The 14,646-nt window shown below is 64.2% G+C and carries 16 protein-coding genes and 1 CRISPR repeat array; of the genes, 10 read left to right on the top strand and 6 right to left on the bottom strand.

Going from position 1 to position 14,646, the window contains the following annotated elements; translation table 11 throughout:
- The 9 genes from QZY48_RS01980 to QZY48_RS02020 form a co-directional block, all read left to right on the top strand.
- On the top strand, positions 1-360 hold a 360-nt coding region (locus tag QZY48_RS01980), incomplete at its 5' end, for a DUF6516 family protein (RefSeq protein WP_295427003.1).
- A complete protein-coding gene (locus QZY48_RS01985) occupies positions 353-718 on the top strand; it encodes a hypothetical protein (protein WP_295427007.1) in 366 nt (121 codons plus the stop codon). The genes QZY48_RS01980 and QZY48_RS01985, both read left to right, overlap by 8 nt.
- Before the next feature lie 480 nt (positions 719-1,198).
- Positions 1,199-1,948, top strand: coding sequence for a hypothetical protein (locus QZY48_RS01990; protein ID WP_295427010.1), 750 nt, complete (start codon positions 1,199-1,201; stop codon positions 1,946-1,948).
- Positions 1,949-2,150: 202 nt separating this feature from the next.
- A complete protein-coding gene (locus QZY48_RS01995) occupies positions 2,151-2,555 on the top strand; it encodes a hypothetical protein (RefSeq protein ID WP_295427012.1) in 405 nt (134 codons plus the stop codon).
- The gene (locus tag QZY48_RS02000; RefSeq protein WP_295427014.1) at positions 2,555-2,773 is read left to right on the top strand and encodes a hypothetical protein; all 219 of its coding nucleotides are present in this window, start codon (positions 2,555-2,557) and stop codon (positions 2,771-2,773) included. The genes QZY48_RS01995 and QZY48_RS02000 overlap by 1 nt, the downstream gene beginning before the upstream one ends.
- Before the next feature lie 129 nt (positions 2,774-2,902).
- A complete protein-coding gene (locus QZY48_RS02005) occupies positions 2,903-3,421 on the top strand; it encodes a DUF1643 domain-containing protein (protein WP_295427016.1) in 519 nt (172 codons plus the stop codon).
- Between the two features lie 95 nt (positions 3,422-3,516).
- Positions 3,517-4,338: a hypothetical protein gene (locus tag QZY48_RS02010; RefSeq protein ID WP_295427019.1), complete on the top strand. Its 822-nt coding sequence runs from the start codon at positions 3,517-3,519 to the stop codon at positions 4,336-4,338.
- Between the two features lie 44 nt (positions 4,339-4,382).
- A complete protein-coding gene (locus QZY48_RS02015) occupies positions 4,383-4,679 on the top strand; it encodes a DUF6516 family protein (protein WP_295427020.1) in 297 nt (98 codons plus the stop codon).
- Positions 4,660-5,007: a DNA-binding protein gene (locus QZY48_RS02020; protein WP_295427022.1), complete on the top strand. Its 348-nt coding sequence runs from the start codon at positions 4,660-4,662 to the stop codon at positions 5,005-5,007. Before QZY48_RS02015 ends, QZY48_RS02020 begins: the two co-directional genes overlap by 20 nt.
- Positions 5,008-5,052: 45 nt before the next feature.
- Here the strand turns inward: QZY48_RS02020 and cas3 are convergent, their stop codons facing one another.
- From cas3 to QZY48_RS02050, 6 genes are all read right to left on the bottom strand, one after another.
- Positions 5,053-7,434, bottom strand: coding sequence for a CRISPR-associated helicase Cas3' (cas3, locus tag QZY48_RS02025; protein WP_295427025.1), 2,382 nt, complete (start codon positions 7,432-7,434; stop codon positions 5,053-5,055).
- Between the two features lie 75 nt (positions 7,435-7,509).
- On the bottom strand, positions 7,510-7,941 hold the full coding sequence (locus tag QZY48_RS02030; protein ID WP_295427028.1) for a hypothetical protein: 432 nt from the start codon (positions 7,939-7,941) through the stop codon (positions 7,510-7,512).
- A gap of 516 nt (positions 7,942-8,457) precedes the next feature.
- Positions 8,458-9,820: direct repeats of the CRISPR family, unit length 19 nt; unit sequence AACCCCCGCGCACGGGGAA.
- Between the two features lie 49 nt (positions 9,821-9,869).
- On the bottom strand, positions 9,870-10,517 hold the full coding sequence (gene cas5e, locus QZY48_RS02035; RefSeq protein WP_295427031.1) for a type I-E CRISPR-associated protein Cas5/CasD: 648 nt from the start codon (positions 10,515-10,517) through the stop codon (positions 9,870-9,872).
- Positions 10,517-11,611 (bottom strand): type I-E CRISPR-associated protein Cas7/Cse4/CasC, encoded by a 1,095-nt coding sequence (locus QZY48_RS02040; RefSeq protein WP_295427034.1) that lies wholly within the window; start codon positions 11,609-11,611, stop codon positions 10,517-10,519. Before QZY48_RS02040 ends, cas5e begins: the two co-directional genes overlap by 1 nt.
- Before the next feature lie 14 nt (positions 11,612-11,625).
- Positions 11,626-12,339 (bottom strand): type I-E CRISPR-associated protein Cas6/Cse3/CasE, encoded by a 714-nt coding sequence (locus QZY48_RS02045; RefSeq protein ID WP_295427037.1) that lies wholly within the window; start codon positions 12,337-12,339, stop codon positions 11,626-11,628.
- The gene (locus QZY48_RS02050) at positions 12,339-14,231 is read right to left on the bottom strand and encodes a hypothetical protein (RefSeq protein ID WP_295427039.1); all 1,893 of its coding nucleotides are present in this window, start codon (positions 14,229-14,231) and stop codon (positions 12,339-12,341) included. The genes QZY48_RS02045 and QZY48_RS02050 overlap by 1 nt, the downstream gene beginning before the upstream one ends.
- 327 nt (positions 14,232-14,558) lie before the next feature.
- On the opposite strand from QZY48_RS02050, the gene QZY48_RS02055 reads away from it, so the two are divergent.
- Positions 14,559-14,646: MerR family transcriptional regulator (locus tag QZY48_RS02055; protein WP_295427042.1), on the top strand; the 88-nt coding region annotated here is incomplete at its 3' end.

Raw genomic sequence — 14,646 nt, forward strand, 5'->3', positions numbered from 1 at the left:
GCAAAGGCCGCGGCCGTCTGTGCCAGATCGGCCGCGGCGGGGAGTGACAGTGACATCGTGGAGCCTCCGGATCACCAAAAACGGGGCTCCTACGCTACCGGGCCGGGGACGGGATTTCATGCAGCCTTACCGGAAGGACACATCTGGCAACTCCCGCACGCCGACGCGGAGCGCCCACACGGCTTGAAATACCGTTTAGTGTATATCCGGAACGGGCAACGCCTCGTCGGCTACGACAACGAGCGCGGCAAGGGCGACCACAAGCACCTGGCCGGACGCGAGGAACCCTACACCTTCGTCAACGTCCGGGACTTGCTCCGTGATTTCTGGACTGATGTCAGGAGGCTGACCGATGACTGAGCGACGCACCCTTCGGATCGAGATCTCGACGCCCCAGGCGGCGATGGAGGCGTTCGCACAAACCTGGGAGCGGCTGGAGCGCGGCGAAGCGGTCAGTCCGGTCGAATCCATTGGCTTCGAGAGCCTGTCTGAGATGCTGAGCACCCTGACGGCGACGCGCTGGGAACTGATTCAGGCGGTAAAACGCCGCGGACCCACACCCATAGCCGATCTCATCGACGCCGTGGAGCATGACGGGGCGCCAGGTCGCACCGATGTCGGGGCCTTGGTCGACCTGGGCATCCTGGAGATCGACGAGCGCCAGTGCGTCTTCGTCCCTTGGGATGAGATCGATTTGCGGGTGCCGTTGGCGGCTTGAAGTTGGACGCTTGTCGGGCCGAAACGTCTTGGCCCACTCTGGGCCGCTGCGCGGACCGTTCGCCGACAGGGTTCGCGCGGGGTTCCGTCCGCACAGCGGACCCTACCCGGCTTAGCTGAGAAAGGCGGCTTGAGCGGGGCGATATCCCGCGAGGCCCGCAAACTTTGGGCGTGACGCCGTCAGTTGGCGGCGAAAACGGCGAACGGTGCACCGCGGTTCCGATTTCATGTCGTTGACTTTTCCGGCGCGATCTGATCGAATCGCCCCGACCGGCCGGTTTATGAGGCCGTTCGTCCGGCGGAATCGCATTAGGTCAAGTTAGAACCTGTCGCGCACATTGAAAGGATCTCTATTTGCAATTCGCACCACCAATTCAGCGAGAGATATCGGAATATGGGTACCAGAAAGCGACCATCTACTCTTATAGAGAGATTCGGTTTTTCGGACGCGGATCTAAAGGAGCCTTTGCATGATCAAATCATGAAGTGGCTTGATCACAACATCGAAAAAGTCGTTTTCGACATTGCCATGGATCAAAGTTGGGTATCAAAAGGAACGAATTGGGACCCCGAGACAATCGAGGGTTTGAGAAGCGCTGCACTGTGCTACGTAAGTGACACCATATCAAAGACTCGGGTCAAACTGAAAGAACTGGAAGGTCAGGTAGCTGAAGCAGAAAATGAATTTAAGAATGGGTCTCATGGCCTTTCGCAATGGCGGGCGCGTCGCTTAGAGCAGTCCCGTGAGGAAGTTTCTCGCTATGCTGCGCAATTGCAGTCGTTTGAATCTTGGGATGGGCTAGGTGACCCTCCAGAATACAAGCCGATGCAAATACTGCAAAAAAAATGGGAACAGCCAATTACCTCCGGTAAGTTCATAGTCGGCTTCTTGGATATGTACGTAGAAGCCTCCACCATGGATATATCATTTATCGGAAACCAAAATCACTCCGTCGCAGATTCGAGCATAGAACTCCTCGAAGTACCCTGCTGGACGCTCTCGCACCGACAAGCTTTCCATCTTTCCTTTGAAGTAAAAACAACTATTCCGAATTTAGGTGAATTGTTGCGGCAGATCCGACTGTACCAACAATATACAAGACCGGGTATGCACTATGTGGTTGTATCTCCGGATGACGCGGATAGCGCACTTCTCAAAGATCAAGGAATACTGCTTTACAGGTGTCCGTTTTTTTCACAGGAGCAAAGACAGAAAACGCTCTTCGACTGATAGTATTTACCGGAGCTGACGGGGCCAGCCGGGTAGGGTCCGCTGCGCGGACCGTTCGCCGACTGGGTTTCGGGCGGGGTTCGGTCCGCACAGCGGACCCTACTCTTCCCCGGATGAAGTAAGCTATGGGCTAACGCCGTGGGAGAAACGAGACCCATGATCGCAACCGCCAAGCTCGACAGCACCACCCAAAGGGTCCCCGATGACAGCAATTACACTGGACTTGCCGGATTCAGTGGTACGACAGGCAGACCAGGCCGCGCGACTCATGCAGCGCCCCTTGGAGCAGGTACTCGCCGCGGTCCTGGAGGCCGCCTTGCCGGCATTGGACGACATACCGCCTGAGCTTCAGACGCGGCTTCTGGAAATGACTTGGCTGGGCGATGGAGCGCTACTCACGATCACTCAAAGCACCATGTCGGGACCTGAGCAACTGCGCCTTTCGGCCCTCGGTCAGCGATCCGACGCGCTCACCGCCGGGGAGCAGGCCGAGCTTGCACTGTTGCGCGAGCGTTACGGCGAGCTGACCCTGCGCAAGGCCCGTGCTTATGCGCTGCTCAGCATTCGCAGCGGCAAGGCATTACTCGGACAAGAGGCGGCGGCCTGATGGCCGACGGCCGCTCGAAGCGTCGACAGCGTTGGGCCGAGCATTTCGTCTGGAGCAAGGACGCAACCTGCATCCTCGGTTTGATGGCTACCGGGCGGGCGACTGTTGTCGCGCTGAATCTCAATAACCCATACATAGTCCCGGCGCGCCGCCTCTGGGCACTTGCCGGCTGGCACCCACCACAAGGTGATCCTTTTGCCAGAAAACTCGAATTTTAAAAAAAATAAGCCCGGTGGATCCGCTGCTCGGACCATTCGCCGACTGGGTTCACGCGGGGTTCGGTCCACACAGCCGACCCTACTCGGCTGCGCCGGGTAACCGGCGTTCTTGCGGCTGAGGTGCGCCAAGTGAAACAAACGTTCCTACATCGTCCGGGGCTAGAAATAGAAGCTGATTTTTCGCATGAGAATCCCCCTATGTTCCGCTATCGCCTCAGCGCAACGACGGTGGGTGCTTCCGCGGCGCCTAGAACGGTCTGCGCCATCATGCAGAACCCAAGTTATGCCTGCGTCGAGTTTGCCGACAAATCGGTCCAGGTGCTGGAGAGGGTTGTTTTTGAAAAAGACTATAGAGAATTCCAGGGCGTCGAACGCCTTGTCGTCGTCAACCAGTTTGCTTTTATCCAGACCAATGGCTTCGTTGGCACCGACGATCAAATTGGTGCGAGGAACGAAGTTGCAATTGACCAAGCCATAGAGCAAGCGGAAATTGTTCTCGTTGCATGGGGCAAAGATAATGGGTATATGCAGCGTCAAAATGATATAATCAGAATAATTCAAGATCATCGAGGTAAGAGTTTGCTGCAAACAAGCAGGCATCCTTCAAGAGTGATTTATGATGGATTCATTCAAGAATTTTCCACCTAATTAAAGCTAATGCCGCCGCCGCATTTACCTCGCGTAGCTGATCGGCGACCATAGCCACTGCGCGCATCCACCATCGTTAGCATAGGCACGTTTAGATGGAGCACAAGTTAACAGAATTTTTGTCGACACCGACACTCAAGCGAAAAGACAGAGACTATGAAGATCTCTTCGATGATTTTGTTTCGTTTTGCTCTGGCGCTAGAGTTAGAGATCTATTCGAGATCCCTGATGGAAAGCAAAATGCTGATTATTTTATTCCATTGGATAAGCTGGAAATAGTGTTAGAATTGAAGCAAATAACAAAATATGAGAAATACAATAGCGTAGATGAATATTTCCTGAAAGAGCTCAGCAAGGGGAAGTTAAGAAAATTATCGCCGCCGCAAGGCGGCAAGATAACAATACTTCCCGAAAGCCTTCCGAAATCAGAGTGGGATAAGTTTTACAAACGATTTAGACCGTCGGTGTCGAACAACTTAAATAAGGCTGCAAGCCAGTTAAGGGACACGGAATCATTTCTACCTGTAACCAACTCTGCTCGCGTGAAAGGCGTTATTCTGTTTAATAGTGGCGATTATAATCTGCCAACAGATCTTCTTTTTAGGTTAGCCGAGTGGAAATTAGCAAAAGAATGGAAGATGGGAAATTATAATTCTATAGATTTCGTTAGTTGTCTGACTATAGATATGTACAAGGAGGGTCAAAGCCCCTTACATGCGCGCCACATTGCGAAGACTTTAGCTGATCAAAATTCGGTTAACGCCGTTGCTTATCTTTACGATAGGTGGATATATTACACGGCTACGGCTTTTGGTCTGAGTGTCAGCTTTGAAGAAAGCGGTTCTCAAGTCGATAAACCAACCGATCTGAATACTCCATTTCAAGGAAAGATCAAGTATGAGTTGCAGGGATCATAAGGAAATGAGGGACAGGAAATGAGGGACAGACCACGGTTTCCAACATGAAAGCGCGGCTTCTAGTTCGTCGCCGGGTGGCCATTGCTGCCGACGCATTCGTCGAGGTGGTGATCTGGCAGGTTCCAATACCGGTTGTGCCATCGCTGCATCGCTTCAAATACCGACTTGCGTATATCGTTGACGATTGCTGCGTGCTGCGCTATGACAACGAACGGGGAAAGGGTGATCATCGGCATACGACAACTGGCGAAGAGCCTTACGTCTTTCTGACACCGGATCGTCTGATGTCCGACTTTGAAGCCGACGTCGCGAGGTGGAATCATGAAAACCGTCATTCTTGAAGTACGTTCTCTCCAAGAAACCTTGGCCGAGGCCGCGCGTGCAATGGACACGGGGCGGGCGGAGGCCGAGGCGCGTATCAGCTTCGCGACGCCGGAGCTGCTATGGGAGGTGCTGACCGCGAAGCGCTGGGAGCTTCTCAAGGCGCTGTGCGGCGCCGGCCCCGTTTCCATCGGCGAGGCGGCACATCGCGTCGGACGCGACACCGAAGCGGTTAATCGCGACGTGACCGCGCTGCTCAAGGCCGGGGTATTGAGCCATGCAGCGGATGACTGCATCGAGTTTCCGTTCGACGCCGTGAAAGTCGAGTTCCTGTTGCAGGCCGCATAAGTCGGGTCGGTCGGTTTCTCTCGTTCCCACCTTGGGCGAAGAACGTCAAAGGCGGCGCAGTCCCAGCGAGTCATAGCGGAGTCGGCACCTGCCGACATCGATCCGGTAGCCGCCCGCGCCATCCGGTGTCGGGACGCCAATCGTCCCAGGTGCGACATCGCGCAGCCAACGCATCGGTACCGGCAGCGCCTGGATGGCAGAGCCGGTGAATGGCGACGCCATCGCCGCGCTCAGTTCGACCGTCACCGTGCCCTCACCCAGCCGGGTCGGCACGGCCTCGGTCACCGGCTGCTCCGCATAGGGTCGCGACCAGTCCAGCAACCCGCCCTGCGCCAGTTGCCGCTGGGCCAGCCGTCGGCCCCAAGTCTCCTGCCACAACGGCGACCAGCCTCGTAGGCCCGCGAACGCCGCAAGCGCATCGGGATGCGTCGCCGTCTCCACCAACTGCCGCACGGCGTCCGGGACCAGGATGCAGTCCCGCCCGCGTAACGCCTCCAGGGTCGCGAGCGTCGCCAGCACGTCATAGACATAGGCCCACTCGCTGCCGGGCGGCATCTGGCCGTGTTGCCCCTGAGCCCGCCGCAGCGCGACCGCGGCGGTCTCCTCCACCGCCCGCGGTTCGAGCACCAGCATCGGCAGGACCTCGGTCGGCCGATGCCGCCCCAAGCGCCCGCGGCGTTGCAGCAGCACGTCCGCCGGTGCCGGGTCGGACACCAGCAGGTCGGCGTCGATGTCCAGCGACTGCTCCGCGGTCTGGGTGGCGACGATGGCGAGCGGCATCCGGGTGCCGCCCTTGCCGATGACCCCGACCAGCAGCGCGTCGAGCGTCTGCCGGTCCAGGTCCGCGTAGCGCGAGTGGTGCAGCATTGCCGGCACACCGGCCGCCAGCAGTTCAAGATAGGTCGCCGTCGCGGTGTCCACCGTGGAGCGGATGACCAGGGCACAGCCGCCGCCGCGCACGCAGTCGGCGACCTCGCCCAGCGCCGTGGCAAGGTCGGTCAGCCGCAGCGACGAGCGGACCCTCGCCACGGCGACCGGCAACGCATTGACCGCCGGGTAAGGCAGGGCGAGCGCCTGTGCCAGCGGCAGCCGCGGGCGCTGCTCCAACTCCGCCCGTAGCACCTCGCCGAGCGTGGCGGACATCAGCAGCACATGCCCGCCCAGCGCCAATTGCCGCCGCACCAGGGAGCGCACGATCTCCAGCATATAGGGGTCGGAGGCATGGACCTCGTCGACCACCAGCAGGTGCCGGCACAGGGCCGTCTGGCGCATCCAGGCGTGCCGGGTGCGCAGCACCGACAGCATCGCCTGATCGATGGTGCCGACCGCGATGGGCGCGGCCATTACCCGCTTGGGGCAGGCGATGGCCCAGGACTTGGACTGCTGCCACTGGTCCGGGTCGGGCACGCCGGAGACTGCCCGTGCGACGCCGTCCGTCCCGAGATTCCCGGCCAAGGCCCGCACCACCCGGCTCGCGAGCGCGGGCGAGTGGGTGCGCGCCAGCCGCGCGATGCGCCCGTGGACCTCGGTGGCCGCCGCGCGGGTCGGCAGGGCGAAATACATCCCGTCCACCAGCCCGGCCTCCACCAGTTGCAGGGCGCGCAGCAGCGCCGCCTCGGTCTTGCCGGTCCCGGTCGGTGCCTCGATCACGACCAGCCGCTCGGTCAGCGGCACCGCGCCGATCACCACCTGGGCACCGATAGGCGCGCCCGGCAGGATCGCCGTCGCGGGCGCCCCCGAGTGCCAACCGGACCAGGGCAGCGAGTCGAGCAGGGAAGCGATGGCCGCCGGCCGCCAGTCGTCACCCGCCACCGGCAGACTGGAACCGAGCCAGTCGGCCAGCATCGTGAGCCCCGCAAAGAGGTGGTCTAAGGAGCAGATCCACTGGATCGGCGCCGCCTCCCCGAGCGCCGCCGGGAAGCGCCGCAGCAACTCGGCGGCCAGTGCGTCCATCTCGGCGATCGGGTCATAGGCCAAGGCGGCCGCGACCTGCGTCCTGACCTGTGCCAGCGCGACCGAGATGTTTGCCTGGGACACCGGTGAGCCGTGGTGACAGATGGCGCAGAACAGTGCCGCGGACGGGTCGCTGAACCAGGCGCCCAAGAGCGGTATCCGCAACGCCTGCTGGGTCTTCGGCTCCGCCATCAGGGCGGCGAGCGCCTCGGCGAGGTGCGAGGTGCCACGTCCCTGACCGGTGATGCGCTCCTGGAAACCGACCAGTGCCTTACCGCAGTCGTGCAGTCCGGCGAGACAGGTGAGCCTGGCGAGTTGGACCTCGGTCAGCGGATGCCCGCACGCCGTCTCCAGACGACTGCGCAGGACCGGCGCGGCGAGCAGGCGCGCGGCCGCCAGCGCGACATCGAGCGAGTGCCCGATCAGGGAGCGGCACGCGCCGGTCTTACGGTCAGTCTTGGCGATAGCGGTCACGGGAAGCCCTGTACACTAAAAAAATAATTCTCACGCCAAGACGCCAAGGCGCCAAGATTATTTGTGGCGGATGCTTTACTCGAACGCTGGGTACTGCTCGGGCTTCTCGCCGCTCTCATCGATCAGGCTGGGGTAATCGACACCGGGCTGCGCCGCGAATGGTTTGCTCCTGGTCCGGCTGATCTGGAAAATCCAGTAGTCACCGTAATCGAACAGGTAGAACAGCTTTCGACCCTTCGGCAGGGGGAACAGGCTCTCCAGCGTCGTGGTATACAGCCGATCGTCCTCCTCGTCGTCGGGGTCGTAGTTGTAGCGGACGCGGTCCCGGCTCCGCGGTGTCCGGGCGACAAAGAAGCCATAGAGGTGGTCGTCATCGAAATCGACGGCCTGCTGGATGATGTAATGCAGGTCCTCCAGCGTCGATGAGGCGTCAAGGGCGATGGTCGCCGCCCAGTCCTTTTCCGCCCAATGTCCTGACAGGAGTTTGATTTGCAGTGTCCAGATCATTTGGTCATTCCTCTCGTTCGCTCGTTAGCAAGGGGCGGTGTGGCAATACGGTCCGGCCGCTCCGGCGGCCCGTCCAGGCACGCGACGCTGGAGCGTCGGCACTTGCTCCCACGCTGGACAGATTGGGCAAGTATTCGCTGCCGGCCCGATCCGCGCGCGACCTGTAGGCTGGATAGAGCGCAGCGAAACCCAGCAATCAACGTCTTAGGCGCGCGCAAACGATGGGTTTCGCTGCGCTCTACCCATCCTACGGGAATACTTGCCCAGTTTCTGGAGCGCGGGAGCCAGAAACCCCGCTCAAGGCGAGTTTCCGGCATCCATTCGCGGGCGCCGCGCGACCTGGAGTCCAAGGCTTCAGCCTTGGATGGGCAGCGCCAAGGCTGAAGCCTTGGACTCCCTGTCCTCTTGGCGCCTTGGCGTCACGACGCAAACGCTCAACCGAATCGAGCAGGACGAAGCGGTAGTCTTCGAGATTCGCCATTGGCTTTCTCCGCAATGATGCCGCAATTGGACATAAACCCCCGCGGACGGGGAAGAGACTCCAGCGGATGCACGTCCCCGAACCAAAACATGGGTGGACCCCCGCGCACGGGGAAGATACGTCCGCAGGCGATCAGAGGCGGCGCTGGCCTCGGGTGAACCCCTGCGCACGGGGAAGATACGTGCGGATGTGGTCCATGATGTAGCCCATCCAGGGTGAACCCCCGCGCACGGGGAAGACACAAGACCGCGGCCCACGGGATCGCCAAGCGCGCCGGTGAACCCCCGCGCACGGGGAACAGACCACTGGCGACCGACCCGGGTGTTGAACTTGTCGGGTGAACCCCCGCGCACGGGGAAGAGACGCCCGGGCATAGACCCAGGTGTCGAGCGGCTCGGGTGAACCCCCGCGTACGGGGAAGAGACGATGGAGTTGGTGGCGGGCCGCCGTCAGGACCGGGTGACCCCCCGCGCACGGGGAAGAAACGGGGTCGGGCGGGAGGCGGTGGGGTCGGTGCTGGGTGAACCCCCGCGCACGGGGAACAGACGAGCCCCCGCCCTGGGGGTTGTACATCACAGCAGGTGAACCCCCGCGCACGGGGAACAGACCGCGGCACCCGCTTCACCCCCACCCGCATCCCGGGTGAACCCCCGCGCACGGGGAACAGACGGGAACTGCCCCATAACTGGGACCTTCGCACCGGGTGAACCCCCGCGCACGGGGAACAGACGACATGAGCAGTCTCACCCCGACACAGCAAGCGGGTGAACCCCCGCGCACGGGGAACAGACTCGGCCCCCTGGCCGGTGAGCGTCAGGATGGTGGGTAAACCCCCGCGCACGGGGAACAGACGTGTAGCTGACCGTCTCGCCGGGATCGGCCACGGGTAAACCCCCGCGCACGGGGAACAGACGGTGGGACGCCGACGGCGGATATCTCCCAGGCGGGTAAACCCCCGCGCACGGGGAACAGACTGGATCGTGAAGCGCACCATGTCACCCCCGAAGGGTAAACCCCCGCGCACGGGGAACAGACTTTCCCGCGAGGGGAAAATAGCGCTTGACTCGCGGTAAACCCCCGCGCACGGGGAACAGACTTAGCCGACCCGGTACCACCCGCGTCCAGGATGGGTAAACCCCCGCGCACGGGGAACAGACGGGACCAATGACGAGACCCCAGCCTCGACGGCGGGTAAACCCCCGCGCACGGGGAACAGACGGTGAATTCATTCCGCGTGGTAAATCCATGACGGGTAAACCCCCGCGCACGGGGAACAGACGTCATGTCACACCCCATCGTGGCCTTCATCGCGGGTAAACCCCCGCGCACGGGGAACAGACACCACGACACGGCGCAGAGGACGGGCCTCTACAGGTAAACCCCCGCGCACGGGGAACAGACCCTCGCACATAACAACTGAATCTCCATCGCAAAACAGCCAAAACCATCACCCCACCGCGAACAGCGCCGCCCCCCGCCCCCGCGACGGCACCGACACCACCAGCCCATCGACCAGCCCCGCCACCGGCCGGTAGAGGGTTCCACCGCGCTCCGACTTCACCAAGTCCAAGGCATCACCGAGCGACGAGGCTTCAAGGACACGCTCACCCACTTGCCCACCGGGCGGACACGACTGGCGGCCGAGACAGAGCGGAAAGACCGGCGCGCGCAGGGCCTCGATGAGTTGCGGCGCGGTCCAGGGCGGATCGACCGCCGCGACCACGCTCATATCGGCGTCGGCGAGCAGCGGGCGATACTGCATCTGGCGCTCCTTGGCGGCACCGCTGCCCTCGCGCTTGATGACCTGTAGCGCGCCGTGCCGATCCACCACCGCGCACTTCATGCCGATGGCCGCCAGGTCGGCGGTCTGGAAGTCCACGAGCGGCGTCCCCGGCCGGTGGACCACGACGCCATAGCGCAGTGCGTCGGCCAGCGCGCCCAACCGCTCGTCACCGCGCCGATACCCGAGCGCCGCGCCGAGCATCCCGGCGACCATGGTGAGCGACGGGATCGGCATCTGCTGCGCATAGCCGTCGATGCGCGACCCGCCGAGCGACATCAATGGTCCGCGCCAGCGCATCACCAGGGCGTCCATCACTTCACCCATTCGGCCAGGGCGGCAGCGGCCAGCGACTGCACGCGCGAAACCGGCTGCGCCGACTGCTCGGAGAGCCACAGTGCCGCCGCCGGTCTGCCGTAGGTCTCAGCGTCCGCCGCGGCGGTTTCGCGCAGCCGCGCGACTGCCTGGTCCTGCCGTGAGACCGGCGCGGCATAGGCGTCCATCAGCGAACGGACCTGCCCGCCGACCTCGACCAGTGTCTCGATCACCCGCGCCGGTGACCGGTTGCCGATGGGCGAGACGGTGAGCAGGGCGGCGAGCAGCGGCGCGATGACCGCGGCGGGCGCGACGCCGTTGCTTTGCAGTTGGGCGGTGTCGATGAGGACATGGCGGTAGAAGAGCCCGGCCGCCTCCTCCCGGGTATTGATATGCGAGCCGCCGGCCTCGCCCGCCGCGCGGTCCTTGAGGTCATCGGTGACCAGGAAGAAGTCGACGACCGGCGTGATGGCATGGGTCGTCAGTGCATCGCCGAACCGCACCGCGCGGTCCACGGTCGACACGGCGATCCCCGTCGCCATCCGGCCGAAGAGTGCGCCGTCGAAGCCTACCGAGCCGCGGGCGGTCCGCAGTGCCTCGATCGCCTGCACGACCGCGGGGGGTGTTTCCTTCGGCGCCTTCTTTTCCACCAAGGCCCGCAGACCGTCGGGCGCCATGCCCGCTTCGGCACAGGTCTGGGCGACTGCAACGAAGAGGCGTATCTCCTGTTCACCGACGATCAGGGGCGCGGAGGACTCGTCCGCCTCGGCGGCCCGCTCGCCCGTCTGCTCCTTGCGCCACAGGGCCATCAGGGCATCGGTCCAGCCTGCGGCCTCGGCGACCTTGGCCTCTTCCAACGCGGGCCGCAGCAGTCGCTCCCCGACCAGCGCGGTCCGGTAGCTGTGGCCGATGCCGCCCGCGGCTTCGAGCGCGGCCATCTCCGGGCTCTTGCGCAGGGCGTATTGCTGCGCCTGGTATGAGATGCGCTGGCGCTCGACCCCGCCGAAGACGGCGCGCTTGGCGAGCCCGTCCGCCCCGCGGTTCGGCACATGGACGGGCAGCGAAAACAGCGAATGCACCTGAATGATCTTCATGACCCCTGCCCTTGTCAGTTGGTTGGTTCCAGTCGAACGAAGCCGAAGCCGAAGCCGCGCTGCCGGCCCAGTCCCTGCGCGATGGTCGCGGCGAAGCGGACCGGATCGGCCACGGTCAGCACGCCGCCCAGCTCCGCGACCGGGAAGACGCGCTCGGTCCACCCGGTGCCCTGCCGCCGCACCATGCCGGTGAGGCGCATGCCGTCGAGCCGGGTCTCCTGCACCGCCGCGCCGAGCAGACGCTCGGCCAGATAAGCGCAATAGACTTGGGCGCGGTCGTGCTGCCCCGCGGGGGCCTGCCGCACCGCGTAGAGCAGCGCGTCGATCTCACCTTTGCCGGTCTGGCGCACCGTGGGCACCAGTCGCACCGTGAAGCGCAGGCATTGGCCCTCCCGCAACGGCGGCAGCGGTGCCGTTCCGACGACGGCTACGGCCTGTTGCAAGGCCGGGAGGGCGAAGGCGAGCCGTTCGCGCAGGACCGCGGCGTCCTGCGTCGCGTAACCCAGGATGGTCGCGGTGCCGTCGCGCACCCCTTGCAGACGCCAGGGGCGCACCAGGGCGCCGCCCAGCGCCTGCGTGAGGACGGTCTTGAGCAGCAGCGACTCGTCGCGCAGCCCGGTGTGCGTGAGCGAGCCGCGGACGGCGGCGACGGCCTGCGGCACGACGACCGCGAGTTGGGCCAGGATCGGCACGGGGCCGGTGGCGGGGGCTGAGGACGGATCGGTCATCAGGCCGCGCTCTGTCTGGGTTGGGGCCTGGGCTGAGCCCGGACCCAGCCCATCGCGACCGCCTGCCGCAGCGCGGCGCGGGCCTGTTCGTCGCCGAGCCCGTCGGCGAGTGCCAGTGCCGCGAGTGTCGCCAGATCGACGGCGCCTGCCCCGTGCGCGGCGAGCCAGCGGACCACCTCGGCCACCTGGCCCACCAGGGTCTCGCCGGTCGCGGTGAGCAATTGGCGCACGCGCATCTCCGGATAGGCGCTTTGGGCCAGGGCCTGGCCGATCGGCGCGCCGTCCGGCCGCATGGCGCCCAGGGCCGGGAGTACCGCACGCCAGACGGACTCGGTGGCGGGTCGGTCCATCAGCCGGGGCGACACCTGTCCGAGCAGCAGCCAGTAGAGCATCGGCGGCTCGGTGGCGAGCATGGTGCGCAGCCGCGCCCGGTCGTTGGGCGTGAGGTGCTCGGCAATCTCGTGCAGGATGGCGTGGACCTGTCGCGACAGGTCCGGCAACTCGGTCATCGTGGTCTCTCCCGTGAGCTTGTGGATGCCGACACCCAGCCGGTTGGCGCCCGCGGCGCGGCGCAGCGGATCGGGGCAGCCGGTCTCGATCTGTGCCCACACGCTGCGCAGGACGGCGACGGCGGTTTGCAGCAGGGCGATCTGTTCGGCCGCCAGGTCCGGCGGCTCGGCGAGCAGCGCCAGGACGGCCGCGGTCAGGGGGTCGGTGAGCGCGCCGGCCAGCGCGTGCGCGGCGCGTGCCTTGCCGGCCTTGACCGCGGCGGATTGACCGGAGCCCTCGATCAGCGCACCGACCGCCCAGCGTAAGGCGCCATCGACCTGGTCGGCGGCATCCAGGGCGCGTTGCGAGAGATCGGCGGCGCGCTCCGGCTGCGTCGTCAGGGAGAAGACTGCCTGCCGGACCAGCGGATGGAGCGCCTCCCAGTAGCCGCGGGTCTTGCCCTGGTCGACGCCGAGCCCGCAAACGCGCACGACCCGATAGCCCGGCATCCCCATGCTCGGCGGCCGGGTGACGTCTGCGGAACCGAACAACATGGCGTGGCGCGTGCGCATCGACCAGACCCGCCCGCCCCAGAGGCGGAACGCTTTGCCCTCGATGATGGGGACCTGCGGATCATCCGCGTGCCCCTTGCCGGCCAGGCGGGACGGCACCGAGTGTTGGCCGACCCCGGCGTACCGGCCGGGACCGGCGGGCACGAGGTGGCAGGGCCGGGCCTCCAGGTAGGGATAGGGCACCGTATCCACCGTGATGCCGCCGGCGCTGACCGGTCGCAGCCAGAGGAAGTGATCCGCGGCGCGGCCGGCGGCGGCCTGGGTGCCGATGATCGATGAGGTGTGCGCCTCGTAGGCGCTGACCAGGTGGCGGACCTCGCCCGCGAGTGTGCCGTCAGCGGACGGCAGGACCACCGAGGGTCCCTGGCGGGTGCCCCCGTTCCATTTGGCGACCGACAATCCCCACAGACCACCCCAGAGTGCAAAGACCGCCTCCTCGGCCGTGCCATCGGCGACCGGCTTGGCGGCATGGGCGAGCTTCGCAAAGGTAAAATCGATGTCGCTCAGGGTCATCGCCGAGCGGTTCTTGCCGGGGTCGAGCGGGGGCTGAAAGAACCCGATCGCGTCCTCGGGGGCAATGAGCCGCAGGGCGTCGGCGCCAACCTGCCGCAGCCATTCCCCTTCCCAGTCCGCCGCCGATTGGGGCGGGGCAACGGCGTAGCGTCGCAGCGCGACCATCATGATCGCCAGGACCATGACCGCCGGGCCGCGCTGGTGGGGTTGTAGGCGGGAGAGTTCCAACGACTCGCCGGACTGGATGGCCGCGAAGACGTCAAAGAGCCCGAGTTGCCGACCGCCCGCCCCAAAGACAGGATTCGATGCCGCGTTCATCGTTTTCCGACCAGGTACTTCCCATAGCCAAACCGGTGTCCCGGATCTTCTGCCTGTTTCGTCCGCGGCGCCAGCCCTCGATCGGCCTGCGCTGCGGCACGCCGCCGGTGTGGACCGCTCCTCACCGTTGACCCGGCTTGACTTTGACTGGATGAACCCCAGGGTCTTGGCGCGCACTTGAACGTGCTCGCGGCGCACGGCGTGATCAGCAGGATCGAGGCGCCGTCGCCGCCGGCAGAACCCGTGCCGGCCGTGACCAGGACCAGGACCATCGGGAGGTGTTAACTGTTGTTTGATTCTTATTTATTATTATCTATAATTGCTCGCGTGAGCAAAACTTACCGCATCAACGAGTTCGCGAAACGGATCGGGAAAGCGCCCTCGACGATCCGGCGTTGGGAGCGCGAGGGTAAGC

It is taken from the genome of uncultured Thiodictyon sp. (assembly GCF_903828115.1).
GTDB lineage: Bacteria > Pseudomonadota > Gammaproteobacteria > Chromatiales > Chromatiaceae > Thiodictyon.

Excerpts from the sequence above, each read along its gene's own strand:
- QZY48_RS01985 (WP_295427007.1), top strand. The coding sequence starts at position 353 with ATGACTGAGCGACGCACCCTTCGGATCGAGATCTCGACGCCCCAGGCG.
- QZY48_RS01990 (WP_295427010.1), top strand. The coding sequence starts at position 1,199 with ATGAAGTGGCTTGATCACAACATCGAAAAAGTCGTTTTCGACATTGCC.
- QZY48_RS01995 (WP_295427012.1), top strand. The coding sequence starts at position 2,151 with ATGACAGCAATTACACTGGACTTGCCGGATTCAGTGGTACGACAGGCA.
- QZY48_RS02000 (WP_295427014.1), top strand. The coding sequence starts at position 2,555 with ATGGCCGACGGCCGCTCGAAGCGTCGACAGCGTTGGGCCGAGCATTTC.
- QZY48_RS02010 (WP_295427019.1), top strand. The coding sequence starts at position 3,517 with ATGGAGCACAAGTTAACAGAATTTTTGTCGACACCGACACTCAAGCGA.
- QZY48_RS02015 (WP_295427020.1), top strand. The coding sequence starts at position 4,383 with ATGAAAGCGCGGCTTCTAGTTCGTCGCCGGGTGGCCATTGCTGCCGAC.
- QZY48_RS02020 (WP_295427022.1), top strand. The coding sequence starts at position 4,660 with ATGAAAACCGTCATTCTTGAAGTACGTTCTCTCCAAGAAACCTTGGCC.
- QZY48_RS02030 (WP_295427028.1), bottom strand. The coding sequence starts at position 7,941 with ATGATCTGGACACTGCAAATCAAACTCCTGTCAGGACATTGGGCGGAA.
- cas5e (WP_295427031.1), bottom strand. The coding sequence starts at position 10,517 with ATGGACGCCCTGGTGATGCGCTGGCGCGGACCATTGATGTCGCTCGGC.
- QZY48_RS02040 (WP_295427034.1), bottom strand. The coding sequence starts at position 11,611 with ATGAAGATCATTCAGGTGCATTCGCTGTTTTCGCTGCCCGTCCATGTG.
- QZY48_RS02045 (WP_295427037.1), bottom strand. The coding sequence starts at position 12,339 with ATGACCGATCCGTCCTCAGCCCCCGCCACCGGCCCCGTGCCGATCCTG.
- QZY48_RS02050 (WP_295427039.1), bottom strand. The coding sequence starts at position 14,231 with ATGAACGCGGCATCGAATCCTGTCTTTGGGGCGGGCGGTCGGCAACTC.